The organism is Streptomyces sp. NPDC001700 (genome assembly GCF_053596435.1).
The window spans coordinates 502,853-529,169 of the sequence record NZ_JBSFGE010000003.1 but is presented as its reverse complement, the minus strand read 5'-3'; the positions used below and the strand labels follow the sequence as shown (position 1 = coordinate 529,169).

Sequence of the window (26,317 nt, the reverse complement as noted above, 5' to 3'; positions counted from 1 at the left end):
GTCAGCGGTCGTGCGGTGTGATCCGCCGGTAGCCCGCCCGGGCGTTGACGACGCGGGCGCACGCCGTACCGACGACGGTCGCGCCGAGCAGGCACGCGAGCCAGGCGCCGTCCCGGCCGCCCGCCCAGGTCAGCTCCCCGGTGGGCGGGATGGCGAAGGCGTTGAGGAACAGCCAGCACAGCACGGCCGTCCCCGGCGCCGCCACGAAGCGCGCGCACAGCCCGAGCACCGAGGCGAACAGCGACAGCGCGATCAGGGCGAGCGTCGGCCGCCCGTGCCCGCCCAGCGAGTTGAGGACGGCCACCAGCAGCAGGGCCCCGGCGACCGCCGCGGACCAGATGACCGGGGTGGCGACGGGCTCGGGAACGGGCCTCATACCGACGCTGAGCTGCCGCCACTCGATCATGATCACCGTCTTTCTCGCGCGTCTCCGGGGGTAGGAACACCCGAACGCGGATTGTTCCACCGGGCCCCGGAGCACTTCCGCCCATTACTTACTCTTTACCATTTGTTACGGTGGCGGGACGACACTTCGACCTGCGCGACCTGCGCGAAGGCGCGCTCGAACGAGGGGATGGCTGTGGGTGTTCCGCGGTTGAGCAGTACGCCGTTGCCGGGCATTGGAGTCCGTTACGACCTGACGACACGGGACAAGGGCCGCCTGTCGGTGGTCGCGCACCGGGACGGCGGGCGGACGCTGAGCGCGTACCGCCGTGAGGATCCCGACGAATGCGCGCTGTCCACCCGGCTCACCCCGGGCGAGGCGGAGGCGCTCATCAGCGCGCTCATGCCCGCGCACCACAGCCCCACGCTGCTGTCCACCACCGAGCTGGGGCTGGTCGCCGAGCGGATCGAGCTGTCCCCGTACTCGTACTGGAACGGGCGGGTGCTGGGCGAGACGCGGACCCGCACCGACACCGGCACCTCCATCGTGGCCGTGCTGCGCCGGGCGGACGCGATCCCCTCCCCGGCCCCGGACTTCCGGCTGGCGGGCGGCGACATCCTGATCGTGATCGGCACGCGCGAGGGCGTGGAAGCCGCCGCGGCGATATTGGGGCGGGAGTGACAGACGGATGCACTCTTCTGCCCTCTTCCTGATCGAGTTCGGTGCGGTCATCCTCGGGCTGGGGCTGCTGGGCCGACTCGCCGGACGCTTCCAGTTCTCGCCCATACCCCTCTATCTGCTCGCCGGGCTGGCCTTCGGCGAGGGCGGGCTGCTGCCGCTCGGGGCCAGTGAGGAGTTCGTCGCGATCGGCGCCGAAATCGGCGTCGTCCTGCTGTTGTTGATGCTCGGGCTCGAGTACTCCGCGAGCGATCTGGTCAGCAACCTCAAGACCCAGTACCCGGCCGGGTTGGTCGACGCCACGCTCAACGCCCTGCCAGGCGCCGCCATGGCGCTGCTGCTGGGCTGGGGTCCGGTGGCCGCCGTCGTACTGGCCGGGGTCACCTGGATCTCCTCGTCCGGTGTCATCGCCAAGGTCCTCCGCGACCTCGGGCGGCTCGGCAACCGCGAAACGCCGGTCATCCTGTCCATCCTGGTCCTCGAAGACCTCGCGATGGCCGTCTACCTGCCGATCGTCACCGCCCTGCTGGCCGGTGTCACCCTGGCCGCGGGCAGCGTCACCCTGGCCATCGCGCTCGGCGTCGCGGGACTCGTCCTCTTCGTCGCCGTCCGCTTCGGCCGCCACATCTCGCGCTTCGTCTCCAGCGACGACCCCGAGAAGCTGCTGCTGGTGGTGCTGGGCCTGACCCTGCTGGTCGCCGGGATCGCCCAGCAGCTCCAGGTCTCCGCCGCCGTGGGCGCCTTCCTGGTGGGCATCGCCCTCACCGGCTCGGTCGCCGAGGGCACCCACAACCTGCTCAGCCCGTTGCGCGACCTGTTCGCCGCCGTCTTCTTCGTCTTCTTCGGCCTGCACACCGACCCCGCCAGCATCCCGCCGGTCCTGCTGCCCGCCCTGGCCCTGGCCGTCGTCACCACCTGCACCAAGATCGCCACCGGCTACTGGGCCGCACGCCGCGCCGGGATCTCCGTCAAGGGCCGCTGGCGCGCGGGCGGCACCCTGGTGGCGCGCGGCGAGTTCTCCATCGTCATCGCCGGACTCGCCGTCACCGCGGGCATCGAACCGTCGCTGGGCCCCATGGCCACGGCGTACGTCCTGATCCTGGTCATCATCGGCCCGCTCACCGCGCGCTACACCGAGCCCCTGGCGCGCCGCCTCATCCGTCCGGGGCCCGCCGCGGCCCCCGCCGCCGACACCGCACCCACCGAGCCGAAAGCCCGCGAAACGCAACGCGGTTGACACTCCGGACAGCGCCGCGACACGATCCCGCCGGTGGAGATCACGGACCTGACACCGGCGGAGCGGCGCGTCTGGCGGGCCTTCCCGCTGGGTGAAGGCGTCGATTTCCGTGACAGCGAGGACGACGACCCCGAGGACGGCGCGTCCTGGGGTCCCGACCGGACCATACGCGGCGACGTACTGCGCGCGCTGCTGCTGGCCGGGCCGGTGAGGGACGGCGAGGTCGCGGGCCTGCGGCTCATCGGCGCACGCGTCACCGGACGGCTGCGGCTCACCTTCGGCGTGGCCGAGCACCCCGTCATCCTGCGGTCCTGCCACTTCGAGCAGCGGCCGAGCCTGCACGGGGCGCAGACGAGGGCGCTGGTGATCAGCGACTCCGTACTCCCCGGGCTCGACGCCGGAGCCCTCCGCGTGGACGGGGCGCTGCGCCTCACCGGTTCCCGGACAGCGGGCCCCGTACGGCTCGCCGGTGCGCGAATATCCGGCGCGCTCTTCGTGGACAGCGTGCGGCTGGGCACCCCGGGGGCCGAGTCCGAGGAAGCGGTTCTGCAGCTCAACCACGCCACCATCGGCACTGACATCTGGGCGACGAAGCTCATCGCCCACGGACAGATACGCCTCAACGAGGCCACCGTCACCGGCCAGGTGAACCTCGACAACAGCGAACTCCACGCCCCCGGCGGCACCGCCCTGCACGCCGAGAACCTGTCCGTCGGCACCGATCTGCGCGCCATGCGGCTGCGCGCCCACGGCCGCGTCAACCTCAGCGGGGCCCGGGTGCCGCGCCACCTCAACCTCGCCTACGCCCGGCTGTCCCACCCCGGTGACCAGGCCCTGCGCGCCAGCAGCTGCGTCATCGGCGAGCTGTGGTTCCGCGAAGCCGCCCTCATCGAGGGCGATGTGAACCTGCGCCGCTCCCAGATCGACCTGCTGCACATCCGCCCCGAGGTCTGGCCCGACCGCGTACGGATCGACGGCCTCAGCTACCGCAGCCTGGCCCCGCACCTCCCCGCCGAAGAGCGGCTGCCGCTCCTGGAGCGCGAGAGAGAGGGCTATCTCCCGGCCTCGTACGAGCAGTTGACCACCGCCTACCGCGCCGCGGGCGACGAGGCCGCCGCCCGTACCGTCCAGCTCGCCAAGCTCCGCCGCCACCGCCGCACCCTGCCCCGCTACGCCCGCGCCTGGGGCCACCTCCAGGACGCCACCGTCGGCTACGGCTTCCGCCCCCTGCGCGCCGCGGGCTGGCTCGGCGCCCTGCTCCTCACCGGCACCCTCGCCTTCGCCGTCCACCACCCGCGGCCCCTGAAAGCGGGCGAGGCCCCCGACTTCAACCCGGTCTTCTACACCCTCGACCTGCTCCTCCCCATCATCGGCTTCGGGCAGGAGGGCGCCTTCGCCCCGCAGGGCGGGTACCAGTGGCTCTCGTACCTCCTGATCGTCACCGGCTGGATCCTGGCCACCACCACGGCGGCGGGCGTCAGCCGCTCCCTGAGCCGTCAATAAAGACCGGCGTCACTCCTCGGCGAGCACCACGATCGCGTCGCCCTCGTCCAGGACCAGCGGCGCGGCCTTGTCGGGGTTGAGGAAGACCCCGTAGGCGGGCGGTACGTCGGCGTGGCGCGCCAGCCGGTAGCCGAGGGCGGTCTCGCCGCGCCGCCGCGCCGCCTCGATGACCGTCGCGAAGTTGGCCTCGGCCCCGGGCACCAGGTAGTTGGCGGCCGGTTTGAGGTAGATCTCCGATCCGTCCGGGTCGAAGAGGTCGATGAACACCGTGTAGAGGTCGCGGTTCTCGGTCAGCTGGGTCAGCAGCAGGCTGATGACCTTGGTGCTGACGATGAAGTCGTCGGCCTTGGTGACCTGGGCGATCTCCCGGTTGCTGTCGTCGTTCATCTCCGTGACGATCGAGTACGGGTCGCCGAGCCGCACCTCGATGTCGCGCAGGTGCAGCAGCGTCACCAGCGTCCGGTCGTCGGCGCGCTTGGGGTCGATGGTGTCGTCGGACAGCACCACGATGTGCTGGTAGCGGCCGAGGTCGAGGGTCTCCAGGGACGACCTGCGGGTCGGTTCGCACCGCCGGTGGCCGACCGTCAGGTTCTTCAGCCCGTCCGGTACGCCCTTGCGCGGCCGCCGCGGTGCCGCGATGTCCACCGCCGAGCCGGGTTCGACGAAGCTGTCCAGCAGTGTGATGAGCTTCGACGCCCGGGAGTTCCAGCCGATCAGCAGGGTGCGGTCCGGCACCGGCGGCCGTCCGGGCGCGGTGGTGATCGCCGACGGGACGATCTCGGGCCGGGTCTCGGCGCGACGTATCAGCAGATCGTCCTCGGCCATCACCAGCAGCTGATCGTCGGCCCGGACGACCGTGTCCATCGGCGGGTTGACCAGCACCTCACCGTCGCTCCTGCGCAGCCCGGCGGCCATGCCCAGCCCGTAGTGGACCAGGGTGTCCGCGTACGTCGAACCCGCCAGCGCGGGCTCCTCGTGGAAGTAGAACTCGTTGCCTTCGAAGCTGAGCAGCTCGTTGAAGACGCTGGAGAGACCCGACTGCCGGTGCGCCTGGGCGATGAGCCGTACGGCGATGTCGTCGGCGTCGACGATCAGGGCGTTCGACCCGGACGCGAGCCGGGCCGCGGGCAGGTTGTCCGAACTCTCCACGGCCGCCACGACGTTCGGCCGCGTGCCCTTCCACTTCCGGCTGTTGAGCAGCAGGAGCACCTTGATGACGTCCGTGTCGGTGTCGTCCCCGACCGGCGGCAACACCATGATCGACTTGGCGGTGTCGGGGCTCACCAGCTCCAGGTCGCCGCGCTCCAGCGGGCTTCCGGAACGGCAGACCACCCGGGTGCGGCCGGTCGCGGGGATCCGGTGGCGGATCTGGTCCTCCATGTCGACCTTGTCGTGGTCGGCGAGGATCACCACACAGGAGCGGCGGGCGCTCTGATTGGCCTCCACCAGCTCCGCGATCACCGTGAACACCTGGTCCGACCAGCCCAGCACGATCGTGTGGCCGCGCTCGATCAGCCGCGACCGGCCCTTACGGAGCATCTGGATCCGGTTCTCCAGACCCGTGGTGAGCACACCGATGAGCGCGCTGACGATGAAGATGCCGCCGATCGTGACGGTGAGCATCAGCACCAGGAACAGCGGGCGGCCCTCGTCCCCGCCCATGGTGCCCGGATCGAGCGTACGCAGCAGACTCATCCACACCACGCCCGACCAGCCGCCGCTCTTGCGGGTGTCCTCGTGGCTGAACGCGACGACCAGCGTGGAGACGAAGGCGATCAGCGCGAGCGAGGCGAGGCCGAGCCAGCCGATCAGGGCGGGCGTCCCGCGGTCCATCGTGCCGTCGAACCAATACCGCAGCCGGTCCCGCAGCCTCATCACACGTCCCCATCCCCCCGGCCACCCACCGGTCTTACGGTCTCCCAGAGCAGTTGATCATTCTCGCAGGGTTACGTTCGTCCGGCTCACCAGGCGGCGTGCGCCTGCGGCCCGGCCTCGACGGACGGTTCGCCGCCCGCCTCGGCGAACGCCTGCAGCGCCTCGATCAGATGACGGCGCTGTCCGGCGGGCATGACGTCGACGATGCGCGCGATCTCCTGGCGGCGCCGATCGGTGACTTCGGCCACGACCCGCCGCCCGTCCGGGGTGAGCGAGATCATGCTGGTACGCCGGTCCTCGGCGGAGACGCCGCGCGCGACCACGCCCGTCGTGACCAGGCGGTCGATCATGCGCATGGCGGTCGACGGCTGGACCCCCAGCTCCCCGGCCAGCCCGGACAGGCTCAGCGGCCCTCCGGCGTCCAGGACGACCAGCATCCGGAACTGCGGCAGCGTCAGGGACTCCTCCACCGCGGCCAACGACCGGGCGGAGACGGCGATGAGCAGCCGGGACGCGGTCAGCACGGCGGTGACCATCGCCTCGGCGTCGGACTCGGGAATGTCGGGCTCGGCGGCCTCGGTATCGGGCTGGGGGCCTAAGTGATCGGGCGGCATAGGCCCTTTCTACTCCCCACCCCAACCCCCACCGCACGCCGCCGTACCTCCCCACTATTGCGAATCTCTTGCAATAGCGATCGCCATGCAGCAAGCTGAAGCGGTACGGGGTCGGCCCGACTACCTCTCGAGACCCGCGCCTGGGTCGGTCCGGGCACGTCCTTCCCGATAGGTGATCGCCTTCTCACTCGGCACCCGCCGGACGTTGGCCGACCCCGTTCCCGTACCTCTCCCTGCCATCCTGAACGCATGGCGGAACTGAACGGACAGCCTGCAGACCCTGACGCCCTGGCGACGTTGGCGCTCACCAACTACGGCCACTTCACCAGCATGCGCGTCGATGACCAGCGTGTACGCGGCCTGAGCCATCACCTCGAGCGCCTGGCGCGGGACTGCGCGGCGGTCTTCGGCGCCGACCTCGACCCCGACCTGGTCCGGCGCTACGTGCGCCAGGCGGCAGCCGATCGCGGCAGCGCGTCCGTCGTCCGCGTCACGATCTTCGACCCCGGCATCGACCTGGGCCACCCGTCGACGGCGAACACCCCGAACATCCTGGTCACCGCCCGGCCCGCTCCCGCCCTGCCCCTGCCTCCCCTGCGGGTGAAAACCATCCGCTACGAACGCGACGCCCCGGCCATCAAGCACACCGGCCTCTTCGGCTCCCTCCACACCCGCCGCGCCGCACAGCTCGACGGCTACGACGACGCCCTGTTCACCACCCCGGACGGCCGGATCTCCGAGGGCCCGACGTGGAACGTCGGCTTCATCAGCGACGACGACGTGATCTGGCCCGAAGCATCCGTCCTCCCCGGAGTCACCATGGCCCTGCTCCAACACCACACCGCCCACACCACGGCCCCGATCACCCCCGCCGACACCCAGCACCTGCACGCGGCCTTCGCCACGAACACAAGCATCGGCGTGCGCGCCCTCTCCACCATCGACGAGACCCCGCTGCCCCCGGAACACCCCCAGCTCGCCCGCCTGCGAGACACCTACCTGACCATCCCCGGCGAACCCCTGTAGCCAGCCCCACTCTCAGCCCAACTCCTCCCGGGCGGGCAGATCCTGGGCGATGCCTTCAAACGAGCCCCTCGACGCAGTCGGCGATGCGCACGAAGAATCCGATCGGCGCGATCTTCGTGACACATCCGGTGACAACCTGACCGACACGCTCCAGGAACCGAGGAAGCAGGTCCACGTGCTCAGCCCACTCGCGGAGCACGATGCCCACCTGGTGATTGTGCTCGGCGTGCCACACCACCTCGCCGGTGACGCCGAAGGGTCGTCTACCGATGACCTCACCGGCGCAGCGCAGCGCTCGCGCACCCGGTCAACTGGACCTGGCAGAGGCCCGCTTGGCCAAGCCTGACGGTATCCACTGGGCGCCAGCAGCGCCGCCATCGCGGAATGTGGCTGCGCGACGCCACCCCGCTCCGCGCTCCTCGAATTCGTAGCGAACGGTGGCAGTCCCCCGGTCGCCCCAAACGAGTCAGGGGCCCGATCCGCTTTCGCGGATCAGGCCCCTGACCTGTGTTCCTTCAGTCGGGGTGGCGGGATTTGAACCCACGACCTCTTCGTCCCGAATTAGGCCCTGGAAGATCGCCGACCAGGGATCCAGGCCAAAACTGCAGGTTAGAGTGTCGGGATGCGCCGGTCTCCGTTGGCGCTCCGGGGTCTCAACCTCGAGATCATCTCCAGGATTTCTCCATGGACGCGGTAAGTGCCCTCCGCGAAGCAGTTCAACTCCGCCTTGTCACAGCCCGCGCGGGAGCTCCCCACCCAGCTTGGGCCCGCTCAACTGACGGCCAGGATCTTCGACACGCCCCGTCAGAACCTCGGTTGACGACAGTCAGCCACGATGGCGGGGAAGTCGACTGCACACAGTCCCAGCCCCCACCGTCATGAGGCTGTCGCATGTCCTCAGACGCGATCGGTACCGACACCCTCCACGCTCTGATGAGTCTGGTCGCCACGGGACAGAACGGAGGCCCGCGGCGTCTGCGGAGGGTGGAGTACCGGGCGCAGTACTCACGCAGGCTGCCGGTCCATGTCCAGCCGTGCATGCACGCAGCGTCTCGGCGGTGTGTGCATCCATCTCCGAGATGGATTTGCGATGTGAAGAGATGTCAATTAATCTCTTTGAGGCATGGGTTGACGGACGCGAGAGTTGGACGCAATGACGCGAGATCGAATAGTGCTGCATGAGCGCGAGGGCAGAGTGCGGGACTACTACGCTTCGGAACTGGCCCAGCACCGTCCAGGCGAGTTGCTTATCGCCCGGGAGAACAGTTACGACGGCACGGCCGTGCGCGCGGATATGCGCACGATCGATCGGAGCAACGTCACTCGCCTGTGGGAGTTCAAGATCAGTGCGAGCTACGAGGCGCTTGGGCAGATCCTGGTGTACGTGGCCATGGCACGCCGGGCTGAGGAAGCCGCCGGCAGGGACTGTTTAATCCGTGGCGTCATCGCAGCGTTCGAATTTCAACCCGAGATCGTCTACACCGTTGAAAGGTTGAACCTTTCGATCGAGCTAGTCACTCTGCCGCCCGTCCTCGCCCACGCAGGCGGCATCCCGACCGATGCAGAACCCACATCGCTTCCCGCGATTCCCCGCCAGTCCGGGCTGCTCGCCTCGACGGGAGCCGAGCCCAACCAGCAGGAGACGCCATGAGTACGCCGTTCATCAGTCAGCAGAAGCTGATCAACACCGACGACATCCCCGAGGACGAGAGATACGGGGGCCTGCGCATCCTGCGTGTCAGTTCTGACGAGGAGGCACGAGCCAACTTCGAGCAGCATCGCTACCGCTTCCAGCATGAGAGTGAGAAGCGGCACGCTATCCGCGGCACGCTGTGCCTAAAAGGTGCGGAGGACGGATACCGCATCTGCGTCACAGTCCATCCCAGCCTGCGGCAGTTTACGGACCTCGTAAGGTATAACCCTTCCGATCCGCCACGCGCTGTCGACTACGAGGCCAACGGCATGAAGGCCGCCCACCTCAAGACGCAGAGCGACTTCAAGGGCGCGAAGGCCGCCAACCGTGGTGACTTCAGTCGGTACATCTTGGAGGCCATCCGCGGTGAGCGGGTCGCATACCTGCCTACCGTCACCGGATGGCAGTCGGTCGAGGAGTTCGAGGAGGACCCGCAGCCCATTTTCGTCGCATTCGATGAAGCGAACCCGGTGGCCATCTACGGCGAGATCTACCTGCCCAAACGGCCCATCATGCAGGCCGACGGACAGACCCAGACCGCCGCCCTCTTCGAGGCAGCGCAGAATCGTCTCGCTCTCCAGAACGGTGCGCTTGACACCTTCTTCGTGACACTTGAGGTCGAACTAAAGGTTGACGTCGACGCGGCGGCCCAGAGTTTCGCAGATCGCAATGGACGCGGCACGAAGAAGAACACCAACCTGGTGGCGACCTTCGACACCTCGTCCGCCCTGGCCAAGCTGCGCAACCAGGCAGTCAAGGGCACCATCTTCGAGAACCGCGTCGCCGATGGCCGCAGTACGGGAGCCACGCTCACCGCGGTGCAAAATATCGTCGACGCATCGACGCTCGAGCAGATGCTGCTCAACGTGATCTCCCACGGCAACCGCAAGCGCGAGCACATCAAGCACCACCACATCGAGGCGGTGCTGCCGTACTGCCGCGAGTTCCTGCAAATGTTGGAAGGTCAATTCGGCGGCGCCTGGAGCGACACCAAGCAGGCCGACACCTACCGACGGCTGTACGTCCATGGATGGGCATTCGCCCTCAAGGCCCTCGCACTGGCCTACAACCAGGTGCGGCGCGACAAACTCGGGCCGATCATGGACGCGATGCAGAAGGAGACTGCAACCGGAGACGACACGACTGAGCAGTTGGTGAAGAGGTTCACCGAGATCATCGCGGAACAGTCGGTGCCTACTCCGGCGGTGTCCTTTGACGAGTTCAAGCAGCGCCTGGCTGCCATCGACTGGCGGCGTGACCGCCGGCATTGGATTCGGATCACAGGTTGCCTGCAGGAGAAAAGCGGCACCAAGAAGACGGTGAAGCTGAAGAGTACTGGGGAGGCCGTCGTCGCAGCGGCAGCCTCGAACACGCCGGCGCACATCGGCCAGGTCGAGAACAAGATCCTTTCCGACACCTGGACCGAGCTCACTAGTGACGAATCCGAGTCCATCAACTAGACACCCACGCCCCGGTCGGCGCTGATCTAGTGGCCGTCAGTCCTTAGCCCGCAGCCTTGCTGTACCTGAGGGCCGCCGCCGCGGATCCCGCCTTGGATCGACTGGTGGAACCCGCCAGAAACAGCCTCACGCCCCTGGGGCCGTGGAGGACCCCGCAACTCGTCGGAGATGGGCTGACTCACAGATGGGCCCTCAGTTGCAGACTTTTCGCAACTGAGGGCCCATCTGCTGTCGGGCGTCAGCATTCCCGCGTGATGACACCATCTCGACCTGGTGACCTCTTTTCCCGAATTAGGCCCTGGAAGATCGTCTATCTGTACTAGGTCAAAGGTGCAGGTCAGAGGGTTGGAGGGCATCGGTCTCCGTTAGTGCCTCAGGAATCCCGACGCAAGATCATCTCCAGGAATTCTGCAAGGCTCGCTCACGCTCACTGCGCGCGATGCCGGAGCCGGCCTGTGGTCCGCAGATCCGTGTTCCGCTGGCCGCACCGCCCGCCTCGGCCTGAGGCACCGCGAGCCTCGGAGGCTAGGCCCTTCTACGCGGGACTGGAACGGCCATGTATAGCTGCCGGAGTCCCTGCATGGCGGCATGGAACGCAGCCGCGATCTCGCGTGCCTTCTGCTCGCTCTCGATCGCCCATATGGAGATGTAGTCAGGTGCAATGTTGGCCTGCGTCACCGTGCCAGCAGATACCAATACTTCAACCGCGGACCGCAGGACTGCCACTGCCTCGTCTGGGATGGTGGGCCCACTGCCGGCCAGAGCGTCAAGCTCCACCTTCCAGCGCGATCCCTGGCGAGCGATGCACACAAAGATCGCATCGTTGGTCTTGGCGCTTCTGTAGGCCGCGTGGTGAGCGTCCGGTTTGGTGCAGTCGGGGATGAGTGCAGCGGGGAGAGGCGTTCCAGGCGTCGGCATGCTGACATCGTCGCAGGGGCTCCCACCGTTAATCAGACAAACACCCGCCGTCGTAGCGGACCCCACGCTGCCTGGACGGGCCGCAGCGAACTCGCCCGCTCGTGGCCGGCGTCACGCGGAAGCGCGACGTGGTGCGGGAATGAGCCCCTGCCGCTCGTCGTCCTCGGGGCGGTCGGTGGGCGGTGTATCCAGGAACGCGCGCAGCGCCTGACGGAACTCTTCAATCGTCTGCTTGTAATCGTTCTCGCAGTCGCCGTAATCCGGCGTCCACCCGCCGTCTGGATCGGCCCCTCCTTCGTCGACCTCCATGCAGGACAGCGCGGCTGACTCCGAGAGGATGGTCACGATGCTGGTGATCTCCTCGCCGTAGTCAATCAGTGCTTGCGGGCCTTCGGCGCGAACGACGGCGAAGGCCCGGAACATGGCGCGGAAGGTTGATTCTTCGTCGGTCATGGTGACCGAGTTCCAGCCATTCAGCAGGTCGCGGGCGGTGACTGCGGCCTCGTCGGCGGCCAGCGTGAAGGCCAAGGCGGCATCGCGCTGACTGGCACGGCGCCACTGTTCGTACGCGGCATGGGTCGCCTGCTCGGCCGCCTGTTGGGAGGCCTCGGCGGCAACTTCGGCAGCGCGACGGGCGGCGTGGGCCTGGCGTAAGGCGCCGTACAGGGCAAGGCCACCGACGAGGGTCGCGGCCCCCGCGCCGACCAGCGCACTGATCAGTTCAGGTTGCATGGCGGGATAATGCCGGGTTGCCAGGTCAACGGGGCGCCTACGGCGGGAGTAATACAAGACTGGGACATGATCCTGCCCGCCGCGATTGGGTGCGAGCGTGGGCCTACTGACGCCAGCGTTCGCGGTGATGCCGCAGGCATTCCATGTCGATGGTGTGCTGAGGGTGGGTGCGCAGGCTGCCGGTGGGCTGGCCGCTGCGGATCACAGTGAGGTCGTCTTCGATGACGATGGCGCCGACGTCGAGCATCACGTGGCAGTTCGGGCACAGGCAGAGGACGTTGCCAGTGGTGTCTGGGCCGTTATGGGGGGACCCAAGGGCCCGGACGTGAGCGCCTTCGTGGCCACCCGGGCCGACCGCGAGTACGGCTGGGCCGGAACTCGTGGTGCACCCGGTGGTAGTCCCCAGAAGCGGGGCGTGCTCAGCACTCCGATGGAACTCCACGACCGGGTCACCTGCGCATTACGAGTTGTCCGATCTTCGTCCGAGGTGGTCCAGAGACGTCCGCCCACCAGGCATCGCAGCAGGTCAGGTGACGCGACGGACGTCTGTGGACGGTCCCGGACGACCACAGAATGAGCGGCAACCGAGACCAGAAATGAGACCGCCCGGGGCAGCAGGGGCTTGTCCACGCGGCACGTTGACACCGAACGGTTACCAGGGCAAGGCAGATAGACCGCCACGGAAGCCCCATAACCCGGTAGTCCGCAACTCGCAGCAGCCCTGCCAGCGCCGTTTCGTACACTGAAGTCGGCGCGGGGCCGACCACGAAAGGGTTCACCATGAACTCAATGAGCCCCAGCGACTCCCTTCTCGACACCGTTGCAGTCCGCGACGAACTTACGTGGGCGATCCAGCTCCTCTACGGCAACGACCGACAGGTTCGGAGCTACTCGGCAGATGGCCCACTGCCCACAGCGGCGACGCTGGTCTGGCAGATGAAGACCGAGCCAACGAACCTCAGCGAAGGGGACATCGCCCGCCTCCGCGCTGCCCAGGCACTCGCCAAGGTGATCATCACCTCCGGGTACGCCTTCAACGCTGCAGCCAGCACACAGAGCAACGAAGACTGGCCTGATCTGCTGACCTTCGTCCGCGAGGCCATAGCGCGGTGGCTTGCATGGCGCGATGACCAGCCTTGGGCCCATGCAGCCGCTTACGTCGCCGATCGCTGTGAGGCGGCCTTGCGAGCAACCTCGGCTGAGGCCAACCTGCGTGGCGGCGCATACGGCGTACTGCGGCACCTGGCCACCATCGCGGCCAGCGACCCCGGCTTCCGGCCGGAGTGGCAGCTCGACACCCCCCGGGACCCCGCGTAGCTCGTAGCCGCCCCGATCGGTCCTGGCCAGCCCATAAGGCACGCCGATAGACGTGGCGAAGGGGCCGACCGCTGTGCGGTCGGCTCTTCATCACGCTTTCCAACTGTCCGCACCGCCGTACAGGGGCGTACGTGGGCGTTCACGCAGCAGCTCAGACGGGGTACGCCTACGTCGGTGAACGGTGCCGTACGTCAGCGCACTGGACAAAGACCAGGACAACAACTGGATGCCTGCTGCTACTCCTTGCCAGTGACTTCCTCGCCCTGCGCGCTCTTGAACTCCATATTGGGGTGGGAGAAGCGCCGGTCCCCGCCCACATTTGAGACGACGCACGCGTCACCCGTCGGGTCCGTGTCGACGGCGTCAGCGGACCCGTCTTCACGGATTGCCCATGCCACAACCGGCTGGGAAGACTCCCAGCCTTCGTCCTTGTCGAACCACGTGATCACCCATCCTCCACCGGGTGCAATCCCAACGATCCGGTTGGCCTCGCGGACTTCCTTGAATCCTGCCATCTCGTCGGCGCGCATCAGCCGGTTCCGCAGCAGCACCAAAGCCCGCCCTTCGTCGTCCCAGGCGTGCACGGGCTTGGTCAGCGTGACGTTGTTCTCATTCACATACACGACTTCCGTAGGCACAGACGGGACGAGCATGAGACCTCCGGGGGAACGGCTGGGACGACTTCTCCTAGTCTCGGAGACCGCGAGCGGCTGAAGGACCGCTCGCCAAAATCTGTCCGAGAAGTGTCAAGTGCTATGCGTGTGGACCAGCCCTTCTCCCGTCGCAGGACGGTTGGGTGAGGAGCTCGTCGTCGGCAGAACCGCGGACCGATGCTTCTTCGAGGGCCCGTCCCGGCTAGCGGCAGGGTCGGAGCGACCCGGCCGATTTACAGCGGGCCCCTTCCACCGCCGTGGCCTGGCGCTTTACCCGTCTGCGCCACCCTTGGGGAACACCTGGGGGAAGTGGAGGCCTCAGCAAGCCAGCGACGGGTTGACGGTTACCACGGTGGGGATGGGCTGCCATCCGGCTCCAAGCCATGGGGCCAGAGGTCTATGAAATGAGGCCATCGGTCACTGACATTGAAGTGCAACCAATGCAGTGCCTCGACATTTCCTGAATCAACTACTTTCAGAATAGTTGGCTCGGCGCCACTGTGGGATACGCCCTGTTCTGCCAACTCGTTCAACCAATTCTGAAGCTCGGGTTGACCTTCACTGATAACCGAGAAAATGTCTCGGTCGGCGCGTCCAGTTACTCTCTCGGTGATACCGCTGCGCGCATCAGCAGCTTTCCGATATAGCCGTTCGGCTCCCTTGTTATCGCCAACCTGTTCGCGCCATTGCGCGAACAAGATAAGCACCTGGCCGCGCCCCCCATCCTGATAATGGCAAGCTGACCAGTCGACACTCTCTAGACGCTTAAATTCCTTTCGCCATTCAACTAGATGTTTCAGATTTCGGGTATCGCCCGCGTCGACGCGTTTTTGATAGGTCTGTACGATCCCCTCCACAGCCTCGTATATATCCAATCGGTCAACCAAAACATCGATGGCCTCACTGTCGCCTGCGTCAGCGGATCGCCAATGCATCTCATCGGCACCCTGAGCATCCATATCCATGTCCCGAGCGTGGGCCACCAAGTTCATAGCGTGTGTGTCGCCAGCTTCTACGGCTTGTTCGTACAACCGGTGGGACCGCTCAGGGTTAATTATTTCCAGGAACCAGGCAAGTTGCGTGACAGCAGGAACGTGCCCTGCTTCGACGGCTCGTTGGAGCAGTCGATGAGTCCAGCGGGTGCGATAGCGCTGATGGGCGCCATCGGCTGCTTTGATCAAATCCCCCGGACCGAGGTGGTCGTGGGCTGCCTGCCAGAACGATGTTGGAGGGCATCGAAGCCTGTGTTCATAGCGTCCGTGCTGTTCGAGGTAGTCAGCAAGTCGATAAGTCGGCGACGATGGGTTCGCCTGGGGATAAGGCGTGGCAGTTCCTTGCGAACGATGACGGTTGCGCCGCAATGGAGCTAGATTTCCATGTACAGGTCGCGTATTGTCCGCGAGGGCTTGTTCAAGCCAGTTGTCGCTAAGGGAATCGTATTCGTCGTCACCGAGATAACCCTCTGCGGCATGCTCCAAGAAGGCGACCGGAATTTGGGGGCCGATGCCTAGGCGGCGAGCATCCATGGCCACTTGCAGTAGCGCCCGGGATTGCGGCAAGGCCGACTGGTAGCGGCGCAGCAGTTCGGGAGCTCCGGCCAAGAATTGCGTCATCTTTCCGTCGCGTACATTTTGCAGCGCATGGGAAAGCTGGTGATCACCAGTCGCGGCAATGGCTTGAGCATTATCGATCTCAGCGCTATTGAAGTTATCGGGGAGTGCGATCAACCGCCCTGAGAGCAGTGCACGGGTATGCGTATGCGGATCGGTCCGACCAGCTTCCGGGAGGGTGGTGTAACTATTAGCGTACTCCGGCCACAATGTACCCAGAACAAGGACGGGTCCGCGCTTCGGGTCGGTTAGGAGACTATGGACCGCTGAGGCGATACGCTCCCCCAACCCGCCGCTGGCACCGAAGTAGTGCTGCGCTTCATTGAGCCACACCACCGTCCGCTGCCCGACACGCTCGATATCAGCGAGTGCCGCCTCAGCACGCGTGGGATCGAAAGGGTGCCACAGCCGCCACCCCTCCGCAGCCAGTGGCTGAACGGCTTCCCAACAGGCCCGTGTCTTGCCTGTCGATGAGGAACCGACTAGCACCGCCATCCGGCTGTGTCCCATGCCTACATCGGAGACCAGAGCAGCTAGCTCATCGTCGTGAGGACGAGGTACGTACGTGGGCAGTCTCGCCGACCAGCGGCGCCCGCGTCCACTGCCGGGGGCAGGGGCATCAGCGGCGGGATGGATCTCCAGATCGTGCGGATCCCAATCCGTAATCAGCCGCCCCAGTTGATCCGCTCCGGACACGTCATCCACGCCGGCCGCAGGCGTGGGGGGCGTGCTGCGCGCCTGAGTCGCTACATCGAGTAGATGCAACAGATGGTCGGTATCGAGAGCCAAGGCACTGGCAAGCGCACTGATGGTCGCGCCGCTCGGCGGAGGCATGGACGAACTGAAGGCCTGGCTTACTACGGTGCGCCCAAGACCGCTACGCGCCTTCACCTGGTCCATGGTCAGATGCTTCTTCAAACGACCCGCTTTGAGGAGGCGGCGCAACTCTGCGAGTGCCCCCTCAGCCGTGATCGCTGTCTGCGCGTCGGGGTGGCGTTGGTCGTCCATGAGGTCCGGCTCCGTTTTCCGGGTGCTGTCGTTCATCCTTGTTCGTCGTCGTTCGCGGTGAACATCGGCGAACGCCGCGTCCGCCACTTTCGGTTCGGCAGCGACTGCCGCTGCGCTAGTTGAAAGGATGGTAGGCCGTGTCGGACAAGGCTGTTCTGGTCGTGATGGGCTGCGTTATCGCGGTGTTGATCGCGGCACTGGTGGGGGCGACAGCGTGCTACCTGGCACGTCGGGGCGAAGCCTCGTACCCGACGGCACTCATCACGGCGGGAGCCGCGTTCGCGACCACGTTGGCCTTGATGGCTGCGGTCGTGCAAGCAGTGACGGCAGCGACTGCCGCTTGAGGCAAGTTGTAGTACTGGTCGCTCCTGGGCCTGTTCCGCATCGCTCGGCAGCGCCACCGTGCTTTCGCTGGAGGACCCTGTAGCGACCGGTACCCCCCGTATCGGGGCGGCGCCCGCCCGCCCCGATACGGGGGGTACCTGCGCCATACTTACTCCCAGATGTCGTGACCACAGCGCTGGCAGCGCTGTGGTCACGACGGTTTTCAAGAGCGATGCGGTATCCGCGCCCATACCGCCTCTGAGCTGCATATACGCGGGGACCACGCGTCGCCGCTGAGCAGCTGGCCCACACATGGCCCACAGGCGCCCGAATCGCGCCTCAGGAGCGCCGCACGGCTGCTCGTCCAGCGCCGGGGCGCGCAGCACCTGGCAGTGCCATCCCTCCGTCAGCCAGGCCAGGGCCAGCCGCTCGGAGTGGGATCCCTCTCGCCACTCCCCTCACAGAAGGCAATCCGCCGCACGTATGCCAAGCTGGAGAGAGACCACCCTAGGGAAGTGAGGAGCTTGATGGCGGAGACCGCCAGGCAGATCGCCGATGATCTGCGAGAGCGCATTCGCTCGGGCGAGCTGTCGCCCGGCGCCCGGCTTCCTGGTGAGCCTGCCCTCGTTCGTCAGTATGGGGTCGCGAAGGAGACGGCTCGCCGGGCTCTGACTCTGTTGGTGTCCGAGGGGCTGGCCGTCCGCCGACGCGGCAGTGGTACGTACGTCCGGGAGTTCCAGCCGATTCGGCGCGTCGCCAACCGGCGACTTGCCCAGGAAGGATGGACCCAGGGCCGCTCGATCTGGAGCGTCGACCTCGGCGAGCGGCCCATGACGGTAACCGGGCTGCGCGTCTACGAGGCTCCGGCGCCGGATGACGTGGCTCGCGCCCTCGACTTGGAGGAGGGTACGAGCGTGGTGATTCGCGACCGGCTGTTCGTCGTGGAAGGCGAGCCGGTACAGGCTGCGGTCTCGTACCTCCCTGCCGAGCTGGTGAGGGAGTCGGCCATTGCCCAGGAGGACACCGGCCCCGGCGGCACGTTCGCGCGCCTCGCCGAGCTTGGCGCCAAGCCTGTCCGCTTCGTGGAAGAGCTGCGGGCACGGATGCCCAGCCAGGATGAAACCGAGCGCTTGCACTTGGCCGAGGGAACTCCCGTTGTGGAGATCTACCGCACGGCCCTCACCGAGGAAGGCAAGCCGGTCGAGGTCAACCGAATGCTGCTGGACGCCGGGGTGTACGTCATGGAGTACCACGTCACCGGCTAACCAGAGCCGCAATCTCAACCCGAAGGGGCCCGCCAGTGGCGGGCCCCTTTCGCATGCCCCCATTGACCTCCCTAGGGAGCTGCGCTTTAAATATCCCTAGGGAGGTTCGCGCCCGGGAGCCCTTCAGGGGGCTTATCCGGCATGCGCGGATGTTCCAGAGGCGCCCGGAAGCCCTTCACAAGGGGGTGAAAAGGAAGCGCTCGTTCCTTGAAGAACTTCATAGGTCCCAGCCAAAGCCGCTGATGGGAGGTGTACGGCATGGCTGGTGGCAGACCAACGGACGGCGCGCAGAGCGTCCCCGCGGGGACGAGGGTGCAACTCCCTCCCCGTCCGCCATCCGCTCGGAGCTCCGAGCGGTAAGGGCCGAACTACCCGGCCCACCTTTCCCAACGGCGCGCGGCTCCGGTGCTGCAACACCGGAGCCGCTTTCGGGCCGTTCCACCTTGGAAGGAACCACGACCCATGAACCACATCGGCACTGTTCAGGCGGTTGTTACCGCCGCCCTGTCCGACCGTGAGCCGACGGCCGCGGAGCTGGACGCGATCGAGGACGAGATGCCGCTCATCGCGGCCGAGGTCGAGTTGCTCGACGCGCAGATCATGACGCTTGACCGCACGCTGTCCGAGCTGGACGCGCGGCGGCTGCGGCGGGCCCGCCGCAAGGTGCTGACCGCACGGCGGGCGCTGGCGAACCGGGACGGGGCGACCGCGCCGGAGGTGGCCTGATGGCCAAGGAGTTCACGGCGCAGATGTTCACCAGCACTCGGGGGTGGAGCCTGTACGTGGTGTTGCTGAACACCTTCGAGGTGTGGCCGGAGCACGACTTCGGCCGTGCCGCTCCGGTGCCGACGTTCACCGAACGCGCGGCGGCGCTCACCGCGCTGGGCTATGAGCCGGTGCCGGGCGCCGAGTGGGAGTGGTGCGAGACCACCGACATCCCCGACGACCTCTCCTCCCCGGTGCGCCTGATCGCCTCGGTCCGGGTGCGTTCACGCATGGGGGTGGGCCAGTGAACGCCGTTCAGATCCGTTCAGCCGAGCGCGCTCTGTCCATCGGCACCTGGCTGATCGTCGCGGGCGCCATGCTCTACTCGGTCCTCACCGTCACCCCTCTCGCCGCGGAGCACACCCCCGACAAGTGGGACTGGACCGCGCCGATTCTGCCGCTGGTGGTGGACGCGGCGGTGGTGATCGTGGTCCGGCTGGATGCGGTGCTGGCCCGGTTGGGCGGACATGGCGGCCGGTGGCCCGTCGCACTGCGGTGGATGACCGGCTGCATGACCCTCGCCCTGAACATCGCGGACTCCGCGCTGCAAAAAGACCTGGTCGGGGTGGCCGTGCACGCGGTCGCGCCGCTGCTGCTCATCGTCACCGCGGAAACCGGGCTGGCCTACCGGCGCGCCATCACCGCCGCCGTGACCGCACTGGACGCGGAGCAGCGCGCCGAGCGGGAAGCCCGCGAGAAGGCAGCAGCCGACCGCAGCGAGGCGGCCGAGCGCCGGGCCCGTGAGGAGCGCGAGCACGCCGCCATGCTGGCGCGTGAACAGCGTGAACACGAAGCGAGTCTCGCCCGTGAGCAAGCCGAACGGGAGGAGCGAGCCCGCCGCCAGGAACGGGATCGGACCGAAGCCCGCGAACGCGCCGAACGCGAGGCCCGTGAGCGCCATGAACACGAGCGTGAACAGCGTGAGCGGGAGCGTGAACGCCTTGAACGCGAGGCTGCCCAGCGCCGCGAGAACGAGGCCCGTGAGCGGGAAGCCGCCGCGCGTCGTGAACAGCGGGAGCGCGAGGAGCGGGCCGAGCGTGAACGCGCTGCGCTGCTGGCTGCCGGGCCCGCGGTGGAGAAGTTCCCCGAGGACCGGGCCCGCGATGTCGTTCAGGCCGCGTTCGCGGCGGGGCTTGCGGTGCGGGCTGCTGCCGAGCTGTGCGGCTGGTCGGTCGGCTGGGTCTCGACCCGCTACCAGGAACTGCGGGACGCCGGGCACCCGAGCACTCCGCCGACAGGGCGTGTCCTGGAAGGAGCCCGCTCGTGAAGCGCTCCCTTCACCCCGCCCCGGCGGAACCCGCTGACCTGCTGATCCGCATGGCCGACTGATGGGTGCTCTGCCGGTCTACCGGTGGCGTCTGGCGCCGGACGGGTTGGCCACGCGTCGGCAGCTCCGCGCGATGGACCTGCGCCCCGGCGGACAGGACGTCGCCGCGGAGCTGCAACGCCCCCGGCGCCGCCGTGGCCCGCTGGTCGCGTACCTGTACTGGATCGACCGCGCGAAGCCGGTCCGGCCGATGACTCCGGCGCGGTGGGCGGCGCTGGCCAAGGCGAACGCTGCCCGCCGCATCTGCCCCGCCTGCCGACGCGACGCCGGGTACGTCATCCCGCCCTCGCTCGGCATGTGCACCCTTTGCGCCTTCCCCGAGGAACAGCGCGCCGCCTGACCACTTCACTCCAGCCCTGTTGAGGGAGATTCGCTGTGTCCAGCCGTACCCGTGCCCGCACCGTGAAGACGGCCGCGGGCGTCACGACCGTTCGCATCCCGCGACAGCGCGGGCGCCGCTCCCACGACCCGTTCGTGGTCGTGGTCCCCGAACGCCCCACCCTGACCCGCCTGGCCCTGGACGCCACGGCGCTGTGGCTGTGGAAGCACCGCCGCGCGCTCGCCCCGCTCGCCCTTGGGCTGCTGGCCTTCCCCGTAACCGCACTGCTGCACGTGCTGGCCTGGTGGTCCGCTCTCCTGCTCGCCCCCGCTGCCGCGGGCCCGGCGCTGTGGCTGGCCCTCGTCCAGCGCCGCCGCCCCGCTGCTGACAAGGCCGTCTGGGGCTGGCGGATCACGCTCGCCGCCCTCGGCGCCTCCGGGCTCGCCTGGGCGGCACTGGCCGCGGGGTTCGGGCCGCTGGCCGGGCCGCTGGAGCTGTGGTGGCTGCTGAACCTGATCACCGCCCAGACCGCATGGCTCATCGTCCGCCGTACCACCAACTGACCGAAGGGATCCCCTGATGGCTCAGCACGCCAACGGCCCGCGTCCCCGGCCGACCAACGGCCGCACCGACAACGGCAACGGCAAGTCGAACAAGTTCGCCGACGTCGGAGCCGCCGCGGGCGGTTTCGTCGGCGCCATGGGCGGCTCATTCGTCCCGCCCATCAACGTCACCGTCAACCGGACCACCAACAAGAACGGGCAGCGCACGGCCCGCGCGGGGCAGTCCCGGTCGCACGCCGAATCGGTGCTGGCCTCCCCGGAGTTCACCTCCCCCGCCCAGTTGCGGAACTACTGCAACACCCTGCGGGCGGCGGCGGTGACCATGTCGATCGAGGTGGCCATGGGCGCCGAAATCCTCAAGGGCGTGCTGGCCGCGGTGCCGGACCCGGAGGGCAAGCCGTTCGGCTCCCGCATCCGCGCGCAGAAGGTCGCCCGGAAGCTCCAGAAGTCCGCCGACAACCTGCGGGACGCGGCCAAGGAGGCCGCGGCCGCCTACTCCACCTTCCAGCAGCAGTACGAGGAAGAGATCAACCGCGTCCGTCACCGTGCCCGGCGCCCCCAGCAGGCGCGCATGGACTGGGCCCAGCAGTAAGGAGGCTCGGCGATGGCTGAGCGCAACGCACACCAGCAGCACGAAGACCAGCTCAGGGGCGGGGCCGATTCTGCCGGCATCGGCAGGTACCTGATGCACCGCGCCAAGCCCCACCTCCCCCCCCGTGGCTCGGCGTCGCCGGTACCGGACTGGCGGGAGCCCTCGGACACCTGCGGTGGGCCGACAGCTCCGGGGCCGGAGTCGGCCTGACCCTGGCGTCCGTGGCCCTGACCGGCGCCACCTGGTGGGCGGGCCGAGGCACCAGCGCACAGCGCCGTCTCCACTCAGCCATCACCGTGGCCGCAGGATCGGCCTGGCTCACCGGGGCGTGCCTGGCGGGGCCGACCGCAGGGCCTCTCGATGACCTGTACCTGATGGCCGGGCCCAGCCTCGCGCTGTCGTGGAACGTGCGCATGATCCTGCGCCACAACCCCGACGCCGCCGAGGAAGGCGCCGGTGCCGACAAGGGCCTGCTGGCGAAGGTGGGTCTGGCCAAGGCCAGCATCGGGCGGACCGAGGTCGAGCCCAACCGCGTCACAGCCCAGCTGGGGCTGGAGGCCGGGGAGCAGACCAACGACGACGTCACCAAGACCCTGCCCCGGATCGCCTCCGCGCTGGACCTCCCGCCCACCGCAGTGCGCTACATGCCCGACCCGGAGTCCGCGCGGCGCGGCGAGCTGGTCATCGTCCCGCGCGACATGCTGGCCGACACCGTGCGTTGGGAGGAGAACGGCCCGTCCCTCGCCGGAGGTTCGATCACCGACCCACTGGTGATCGGTGTCTACGACGACGGGTCCCCGCTGCTGCTGTGGCTGCCCGGGGACAAGGAGGCCGGGCGCAACGCGACCCACCTCCTGATCGCGGGCATGACCGGATCGGGCAAGGGCGACGGCGCACTCAACCTCATGACCGAGATCCTCAGCCGCACCGACGTGGTCATGTGGCTGTCGGACCCCAAGGGGTTCCAGGACTTCCGACCCCTGCTGCCCGCCATCGACTGGGCAGTCGAAGGCGGCACCGCCACCGAGGTCATGGTCGAGGCCGTGAAGGCCACCATCACGGCCCGCACCGAGTGGCTGGGGCGGCACGGCTACCGGCAGTGGGAGGCCGCTGCCGCACAGCCGCAGACCGATCCCAAGCACTCGTGCCGCAAGGACGGCACGGCGTGCGGCTGCCCCGGGCTGCCGTTCCACATCGCGTGGTTCGAGGAGGCCGGGGTCTCCCTCGGCCTCCTCGGGGACGACGCCTTCAACTCCATCGCCAACCTGGCCCGGTCGGCGGGCATGGCACTGATCGTCTCTCCAGCGGCCCAGCCACGACCAGATCAGCACGACCACCCGTGACGCGCTGGGCGCCCGGCTGTGCTTCGGCGTCCCCAACGCCACGGCAGCCGGGTTCATGCTCCCCGACACGGTGATCGACGCGGGCGCGGCTCCCGAGCGCTGGTCCAACCGGCGCCCCGGCTACTGCTACCTGGTCACCCCGGGCGTGGCGGAGGAGCGGTACTCCAGCCCGGGCCGGACCCGCTGGTTCACCGACACCGCGACCTCCCTGATGGAGACCGTGTCCCAATGGGCGGTCCGCAACGGCGCCCGGGTCGACCCGGTCACGGAGAAGGCCGCCGCGTCGGTCGCGGGCACCGCATACACCCAGCGGCAGACCAACGACAGCGACGAGAACGCCCACCTCCTGGCCGACGAAGACGAGGACGAGATGACGGGCTCTCTGCTCGACCCCGAGGACGAAGGGATCGACCCCGAGGAGGAGCTGCCCGACTCCGAGCCGGGCGACGACGCCCCGATGTTCGGACAGGAGACCGGCCACAAGCCCTCCCCGGAGGAGGCCCGCCGCCTCTTCGACGACGCGCTGGCCGAGTTCGAGGACGAGGGCCGCATGGTCGTCGGGCCGAAGGACTTCACCGACTGGTGCGACCGGAACAACCTCTCCCGGTCCTGGGTGTCCCTGCGGCTGAAGGAAGCGGCCCTCGACGGGCGTCTGGAGGCCACCAACCAGACCGGCCGGTGGCGCATCGTCCCGGCCCTGGCCGTCGCCTAACACCCGTAACGCGTTACGCCCGCCTAACACCCAAACCCCTAGGCAGGCGCACCGTTAGGCGGGCCTAACACCGCCCCCTCACACGCCCTAACACCCACGCGTAACACCCGACCCCCACGGGCCCGCGCCACCCCGGCGCGGGCCCGAGGGCATCCCGGAGGGAACCACGATGACCGACCTCGACCGGCCCGCGACCGTCGAAGTCCACCACCCCCAGCCCATCCCACCGCCCCCGACCGCCGCACCCCTGATGCCGGTCCAGCCGGGCCCGGCCCCGGCCGTCCAGACCATCCAGCTCCCGGACGGCCGCATCGTCACCGGCTACACGCTCACCCCCACCCTGGCGCCCGCCGAGGCACGTCCGGCTGTCTCCCGGACGGCGGTGAACATCGCCCTCGGCGGCATCGGCTTCGGCGCGGTCTGCGGCGGCCTGTTCCTGCTCACCACGTTCATCGCCGCGCTCGCCGCGTTCGTCCAGCAGCTCGTCATCTTCGCCGCCGTCATCTTCGGCGGCTTCATCGCCATGCAAGTTCTCGGCACCAGTCGCGGCCGGAGCGGCGGAACGACGGTCCACATCCGTAAGGCCGTGATCAAGCGCAACCACTTCCGTGGCTGAGGGGGCGCCGTGCGGTTCTACCTGACCACCCACAAGCGGCACTGGGTGCGCTTAACCGACAAGCCGCTGTTCTTGAAGTCGGAGCACTTCGTGAAGGCGGTCAAGCTGGACCCGGCCCGTGGTCCGTACGCGGTGGACTCGGGCGGTTTCTCGGAGCTCCAGCGTCACGGCTTGTGGACCCGGGCGCCGCGTCAGTACGTCGATGACCTGCGCCGCATCTGGGAGTGCGTCGGCCCGTTCGACTGGGCCGCTCCGCAGGACTGGATGTGTGAGCCGATCATGATCCAGGGCGGCACGGTCGGCGGACAGCACTTTGTCGGCACCCACCTGAGCATCGCGGAGCATCAGCGCCGCACCGTGGCCAACTATCTGGAGCTGCGGGAGATGGCGCCGGACCTGCCGATCGTTCCAGTGCTCCAGGGCTGGGAGCTCCCGGACTACGAACGCTGCGTGGCGCTGTACGAGCGGGCAGGAGTCGACCTGACCCGGGAACCCACCGTGGGTCTGGGCTCCGTCTGTCGCAGGCAGGCCACACGCGAAGCCGCCGCCATCGTCACCACCCTCGCCGGATACGGCATACGGCTGCACGGGTTCGGCTTCAAGACCCTCGGCCTGCAACGCGTTGGCCACCTGATGGCCTCCGCAGACTCCGCCGCATGGAGCTACCACGCCCGCCGCCGCCCGCCCATGTCCGGCCACACGCACAAGAACTGCGCCAACTGCCTCGACTACGCGCTGGCCTGGCGCCTACGCGTCCTCGACGGCCTGCCCCGATGGCAACAGCCCGTACTTGCTGCCTAGACACGGCTAGGGCGGCCCCCTCTCACGCCAATGAATCGGGGCCGCCCCGGTCTCCCGCTCGATCCACAGAACTGGAGACATCCAGCATGACCCAACCCACCCTGATCCGACGAGAGCGTCCCGCGCTCTCGCCCCTGCGGACCGCGCTGGAGCTGGCCGCGTTCGGCCTGCCGGTGCTGCCCCTACGCCGGGGCAAGGTGCCGTTCGGGAATTGCCGCACCTGCGCGAAGGACGCCCGTACCGGCAGGGCCGTCTGTGGCGGGCGGCCGAACATGAAGGACCCGGGCCCCTGCCAGTGCCACGCCCCCTGCCACGCCTGGGCAGCCGCCACCGCCGACCTGTCCGTCATCGCCTCGCTCGCGTGGGCGTCGGCGTGGCGGGAGGCTGTGACGGTCGCCTACCACCCCGGCGGCGCCGGGTTGACCGTGGTGGACCTCGACAACCCGGCGGCCGTCGCCTGGGCTCGCCAAGCCCTCCCCACCACCCGGACCGTGCCCACCACCCGTGGGGAGCACTGGATCTACCTGGGTGCGATGCGCTCGGTGAACGGCGTCCGTGAGGGGGTCGATCTCAAGTCCACGATGGCCTACGCCCGCTGGCTCGGTCCCGGCACCGGGACCATGACGGCGTTGCCGGAGGTCGTGCGCGCGCTGGCCGTGAAGGAAGCCTCCACGGCTCGGTCGGCCCCGCAGGCCATCACGGTGCCCGCGCTGGTCGGGGGCGGGGAGTGCCGTCACCGCACGCCGTCCTACCTGGAGCGTGGCATCGCCATGGCGGAGCAGCGCATCGCCGAGGCCCGCAGCGCGGTCCACGCCACCGTGTACCGGACCTTCCTCGCCGTGCTCTCCGCGCACGGCCGGTGCGGCTGCCTCACCGAAACCCACGTCGCGCGGCTGTTCACCGCCGCGCAGGCCAAGGGCGAATCGCCCCGGCACTGCACCGACGCCTGGACCAACGCCCGCGCCAAGTTGGGACTGTGAC

The 26,317-nt window shown here is 68.2% G+C and carries 27 protein-coding genes and 1 pseudogene; 19 read left to right on the top strand and 9 right to left on the bottom strand.

Going from position 1 to position 26,317, the window contains the following annotated elements:
* Window position 1: 1 nt before the first annotated feature.
* Window positions 2–406 (bottom strand): hypothetical protein, encoded by a 405-nt coding sequence (locus tag ACWC5C_RS08150; protein WP_450874631.1) that lies wholly within the window; start codon window positions 404–406, stop codon window positions 2–4.
* Between the two features lie 168 nt (window positions 407–574).
* Between ACWC5C_RS08150 and ACWC5C_RS08145 the strand changes: the two genes are divergently transcribed.
* The 3 genes from ACWC5C_RS08145 to ACWC5C_RS08135 are packed head-to-tail and all read left to right on the top strand — an operon-like array spanning window position 575 to window position 3,803.
* Window positions 575–1,066, top strand: a complete 492-nt coding sequence (locus tag ACWC5C_RS08145) for a cation:proton antiporter regulatory subunit (protein WP_450874630.1) — start codon at window positions 575–577, stop codon at window positions 1,064–1,066.
* Between the two features lie 7 nt (window positions 1,067–1,073).
* Window positions 1,074–2,300, top strand: coding sequence for a cation:proton antiporter (locus ACWC5C_RS08140; protein WP_450874629.1), 1,227 nt, complete (start codon window positions 1,074–1,076; stop codon window positions 2,298–2,300).
* 33 nt (window positions 2,301–2,333) lie between these two features.
* The gene (locus ACWC5C_RS08135) at window positions 2,334–3,803 is read left to right on the top strand and encodes a membrane-associated oxidoreductase (RefSeq protein ID WP_450874628.1); all 1,470 of its coding nucleotides are present in this window, start codon (window positions 2,334–2,336) and stop codon (window positions 3,801–3,803) included.
* 9 nt (window positions 3,804–3,812) lie between these two features.
* Here the strand turns inward: ACWC5C_RS08135 and ACWC5C_RS08130 are convergent, their stop codons facing one another.
* The gene (locus ACWC5C_RS08130) at window positions 3,813–5,678 is read right to left on the bottom strand and encodes a CASTOR/POLLUX-related putative ion channel (protein WP_450874627.1); all 1,866 of its coding nucleotides are present in this window, start codon (window positions 5,676–5,678) and stop codon (window positions 3,813–3,815) included.
* An 86-nt stretch (window positions 5,679–5,764) separates the two neighbouring features.
* Window positions 5,765–6,292: a MarR family winged helix-turn-helix transcriptional regulator gene (locus tag ACWC5C_RS08125; protein ID WP_450874626.1), complete on the bottom strand. Its 528-nt coding sequence runs from the start codon at window positions 6,290–6,292 to the stop codon at window positions 5,765–5,767.
* Window positions 6,293–6,541: 249 nt separating this feature from the next.
* Here ACWC5C_RS08125 and ACWC5C_RS08120 point away from each other — a divergent pair, with 249 nt between their 5' ends.
* Window positions 6,542–7,318 (top strand): aminotransferase class IV family protein, encoded by a 777-nt coding sequence (locus ACWC5C_RS08120; RefSeq protein WP_450874625.1) that lies wholly within the window; start codon window positions 6,542–6,544, stop codon window positions 7,316–7,318.
* 55 nt (window positions 7,319–7,373) lie between these two features.
* Here ACWC5C_RS08120 and ACWC5C_RS08115 read toward each other — a convergent pair whose 3' ends face one another.
* Window positions 7,374–7,526: a hypothetical protein gene (locus tag ACWC5C_RS08115; RefSeq protein ID WP_450874624.1), complete on the bottom strand. Its 153-nt coding sequence runs from the start codon at window positions 7,524–7,526 to the stop codon at window positions 7,374–7,376.
* 987 nt (window positions 7,527–8,513) lie between these two features.
* Between ACWC5C_RS08115 and ACWC5C_RS08110 the strand changes: the two genes are divergently transcribed.
* Both ACWC5C_RS08110 and ACWC5C_RS08105 read left to right on the top strand, forming a co-directional pair.
* The gene (locus tag ACWC5C_RS08110; RefSeq protein ID WP_450874623.1) at window positions 8,514–8,969 is read left to right on the top strand and encodes a hypothetical protein; all 456 of its coding nucleotides are present in this window, start codon (window positions 8,514–8,516) and stop codon (window positions 8,967–8,969) included.
* Window positions 8,966–10,471 carry a DNA sulfur modification protein DndB gene (locus ACWC5C_RS08105; RefSeq protein WP_450874622.1) on the top strand — a complete coding sequence of 502 codons (1,506 nt, stop codon included), beginning with the start codon at window positions 8,966–8,968 and terminating at the stop codon, window positions 10,469–10,471. Before ACWC5C_RS08110 ends, ACWC5C_RS08105 begins: the two co-directional genes overlap by 4 nt.
* Before the next feature lie 525 nt (window positions 10,472–10,996).
* Here ACWC5C_RS08105 and ACWC5C_RS08100 read toward each other — a convergent pair.
* From ACWC5C_RS08100 to ACWC5C_RS08090, 3 genes are all read right to left on the bottom strand, one after another.
* Window positions 10,997–11,389, bottom strand: coding sequence for a hypothetical protein (locus ACWC5C_RS08100; protein WP_450874621.1), 393 nt, complete (start codon window positions 11,387–11,389; stop codon window positions 10,997–10,999).
* Window positions 11,390–11,500: 111 nt separating this feature from the next.
* A complete protein-coding gene (locus ACWC5C_RS08095; protein WP_450874620.1) occupies window positions 11,501–12,121 on the bottom strand; it encodes a hypothetical protein in 621 nt (206 codons plus the stop codon).
* 103 nt (window positions 12,122–12,224) lie between these two features.
* Window positions 12,225–12,563 carry an HNH endonuclease gene (locus tag ACWC5C_RS08090; protein WP_450874619.1) on the bottom strand — a complete coding sequence of 113 codons (339 nt, stop codon included), beginning with the start codon at window positions 12,561–12,563 and terminating at the stop codon, window positions 12,225–12,227.
* Between the two features lie 347 nt (window positions 12,564–12,910).
* Here ACWC5C_RS08090 and ACWC5C_RS08085 point away from each other — a divergent pair, with 347 nt between their 5' ends.
* Window positions 12,911–13,438, top strand: coding sequence for a hypothetical protein (locus ACWC5C_RS08085; protein ID WP_450874618.1), 528 nt, complete (start codon window positions 12,911–12,913; stop codon window positions 13,436–13,438).
* A gap of 236 nt (window positions 13,439–13,674) precedes the next feature.
* Here the strand turns inward: ACWC5C_RS08085 and ACWC5C_RS08080 are convergent, their stop codons facing one another.
* Together ACWC5C_RS08080 and ACWC5C_RS08075 are read right to left on the bottom strand one after the other, a co-directional pair.
* A complete protein-coding gene (locus ACWC5C_RS08080; RefSeq protein ID WP_450874617.1) occupies window positions 13,675–14,055 on the bottom strand; it encodes a hypothetical protein in 381 nt (126 codons plus the stop codon).
* 380 nt (window positions 14,056–14,435) lie between these two features.
* The gene (locus ACWC5C_RS08075) at window positions 14,436–16,745 is read right to left on the bottom strand and encodes a hypothetical protein (RefSeq protein ID WP_450874616.1); all 2,310 of its coding nucleotides are present in this window, start codon (window positions 16,743–16,745) and stop codon (window positions 14,436–14,438) included.
* 101 nt (window positions 16,746–16,846) lie between these two features.
* Here ACWC5C_RS08075 and ACWC5C_RS08070 point away from each other — a divergent pair, with 101 nt between their 5' ends.
* The 12 genes and pseudogenes from ACWC5C_RS08070 to ACWC5C_RS08015 all read left to right on the top strand — a co-directional run bounded on the left by ACWC5C_RS08070 (window position 16,847) and on the right by ACWC5C_RS08015 (window position 26,316).
* Entirely contained in the window at window positions 16,847–17,053 is a 207-nt protein-coding gene (locus tag ACWC5C_RS08070; RefSeq protein WP_450874615.1) for a hypothetical protein, read from the top strand.
* Window positions 17,054–17,560: 507 nt separating this feature from the next.
* On the top strand, window positions 17,561–18,298 hold the full coding sequence (locus ACWC5C_RS08065) for a GntR family transcriptional regulator (RefSeq protein WP_450874614.1): 738 nt from the start codon (window positions 17,561–17,563) through the stop codon (window positions 18,296–18,298).
* A 462-nt stretch (window positions 18,299–18,760) separates the two neighbouring features.
* Window positions 18,761–19,024, top strand: a complete 264-nt coding sequence (locus ACWC5C_RS08060) for a DUF6284 family protein (protein WP_450874613.1) — start codon at window positions 18,761–18,763, stop codon at window positions 19,022–19,024.
* Window positions 19,024–19,311 (top strand): DUF6303 family protein, encoded by a 288-nt coding sequence (locus tag ACWC5C_RS08055; protein ID WP_450874612.1) that lies wholly within the window; start codon window positions 19,024–19,026, stop codon window positions 19,309–19,311. Before ACWC5C_RS08060 ends, ACWC5C_RS08055 begins: the two co-directional genes overlap by 1 nt.
* The gene (locus ACWC5C_RS08050; protein WP_450874611.1) at window positions 19,308–20,330 is read left to right on the top strand and encodes a DUF2637 domain-containing protein; all 1,023 of its coding nucleotides are present in this window, start codon (window positions 19,308–19,310) and stop codon (window positions 20,328–20,330) included. Before ACWC5C_RS08055 ends, ACWC5C_RS08050 begins: the two co-directional genes overlap by 4 nt.
* Before the next feature lie 61 nt (window positions 20,331–20,391).
* Complete coding sequence (locus ACWC5C_RS08045) at window positions 20,392–20,730, top strand: RRQRL motif-containing zinc-binding protein (RefSeq protein WP_450874610.1); 339 nt, start codon at window positions 20,392–20,394, stop codon at window positions 20,728–20,730.
* 35 nt (window positions 20,731–20,765) lie between these two features.
* Window positions 20,766–21,272 carry a hypothetical protein gene (locus ACWC5C_RS08040; protein ID WP_450874609.1) on the top strand — a complete coding sequence of 169 codons (507 nt, stop codon included), beginning with the start codon at window positions 20,766–20,768 and terminating at the stop codon, window positions 21,270–21,272.
* A gap of 16 nt (window positions 21,273–21,288) precedes the next feature.
* Complete coding sequence (traA, locus tag ACWC5C_RS08035; RefSeq protein ID WP_450874608.1) at window positions 21,289–21,864, top strand: plasmid transfer protein TraA; 576 nt, start codon at window positions 21,289–21,291, stop codon at window positions 21,862–21,864.
* Between the two features lie 93 nt (window positions 21,865–21,957).
* Window positions 21,958–23,919, top strand: a pseudogene (gene traB, locus ACWC5C_RS08030) (plasmid transfer protein TraB).
* Window positions 23,920–24,088: 169 nt separating this feature from the next.
* Window positions 24,089–24,535 carry a hypothetical protein gene (locus ACWC5C_RS08025; RefSeq protein WP_450874607.1) on the top strand — a complete coding sequence of 149 codons (447 nt, stop codon included), beginning with the start codon at window positions 24,089–24,091 and terminating at the stop codon, window positions 24,533–24,535.
* Window positions 24,536–24,544: 9 nt separating this feature from the next.
* On the top strand, window positions 24,545–25,336 hold the full coding sequence (locus tag ACWC5C_RS08020; RefSeq protein WP_450874606.1) for a deazapurine DNA modification protein DpdA family protein: 792 nt from the start codon (window positions 24,545–24,547) through the stop codon (window positions 25,334–25,336).
* Between the two features lie 86 nt (window positions 25,337–25,422).
* Entirely contained in the window at window positions 25,423–26,316 is an 894-nt protein-coding gene (locus tag ACWC5C_RS08015) for a bifunctional DNA primase/polymerase (RefSeq protein ID WP_450874605.1), read from the top strand.
* The last annotated feature ends 1 nt before the right edge of the window (window position 26,317 follow it).

Excerpts from the sequence above, each read along its gene's own strand:
- ACWC5C_RS08150 (WP_450874631.1), bottom strand. The coding sequence starts at position 406 with ATGATCGAGTGGCGGCAGCTCAGCGTCGGTATGAGGCCCGTTCCCGAG.
- ACWC5C_RS08145 (WP_450874630.1), top strand. The coding sequence starts at position 575 with ATGGCTGTGGGTGTTCCGCGGTTGAGCAGTACGCCGTTGCCGGGCATT.
- ACWC5C_RS08140 (WP_450874629.1), top strand. The coding sequence starts at position 1,074 with ATGCACTCTTCTGCCCTCTTCCTGATCGAGTTCGGTGCGGTCATCCTC.
- ACWC5C_RS08130 (WP_450874627.1), bottom strand. The coding sequence starts at position 5,678 with ATGAGGCTGCGGGACCGGCTGCGGTATTGGTTCGACGGCACGATGGAC.
- ACWC5C_RS08125 (WP_450874626.1), bottom strand. The coding sequence starts at position 6,292 with ATGCCGCCCGATCACTTAGGCCCCCAGCCCGATACCGAGGCCGCCGAG.
- ACWC5C_RS08120 (WP_450874625.1), top strand. The coding sequence starts at position 6,542 with ATGGCGGAACTGAACGGACAGCCTGCAGACCCTGACGCCCTGGCGACG.
- ACWC5C_RS08105 (WP_450874622.1), top strand. The coding sequence starts at position 8,966 with ATGAGTACGCCGTTCATCAGTCAGCAGAAGCTGATCAACACCGACGAC.
- ACWC5C_RS08100 (WP_450874621.1), bottom strand. The coding sequence starts at position 11,389 with ATGCCGACGCCTGGAACGCCTCTCCCCGCTGCACTCATCCCCGACTGC.
- ACWC5C_RS08095 (WP_450874620.1), bottom strand. The coding sequence starts at position 12,121 with ATGCAACCTGAACTGATCAGTGCGCTGGTCGGCGCGGGGGCCGCGACC.
- ACWC5C_RS08085 (WP_450874618.1), top strand. The coding sequence starts at position 12,911 with ATGAGCCCCAGCGACTCCCTTCTCGACACCGTTGCAGTCCGCGACGAA.
- ACWC5C_RS08075 (WP_450874616.1), bottom strand. The coding sequence starts at position 16,745 with ATGAACGACAGCACCCGGAAAACGGAGCCGGACCTCATGGACGACCAA.
- ACWC5C_RS08065 (WP_450874614.1), top strand. The coding sequence starts at position 17,561 with ATGGCGGAGACCGCCAGGCAGATCGCCGATGATCTGCGAGAGCGCATT.
- ACWC5C_RS08060 (WP_450874613.1), top strand. The coding sequence starts at position 18,761 with ATGAACCACATCGGCACTGTTCAGGCGGTTGTTACCGCCGCCCTGTCC.
- ACWC5C_RS08055 (WP_450874612.1), top strand. The coding sequence starts at position 19,024 with ATGGCCAAGGAGTTCACGGCGCAGATGTTCACCAGCACTCGGGGGTGG.
- ACWC5C_RS08045 (WP_450874610.1), top strand. The coding sequence starts at position 20,392 with ATGGGTGCTCTGCCGGTCTACCGGTGGCGTCTGGCGCCGGACGGGTTG.
- traA (WP_450874608.1), top strand. The coding sequence starts at position 21,289 with ATGGCTCAGCACGCCAACGGCCCGCGTCCCCGGCCGACCAACGGCCGC.
- ACWC5C_RS08025 (WP_450874607.1), top strand. The coding sequence starts at position 24,089 with ATGACCGACCTCGACCGGCCCGCGACCGTCGAAGTCCACCACCCCCAG.
- ACWC5C_RS08015 (WP_450874605.1), top strand. The coding sequence starts at position 25,423 with ATGACCCAACCCACCCTGATCCGACGAGAGCGTCCCGCGCTCTCGCCC.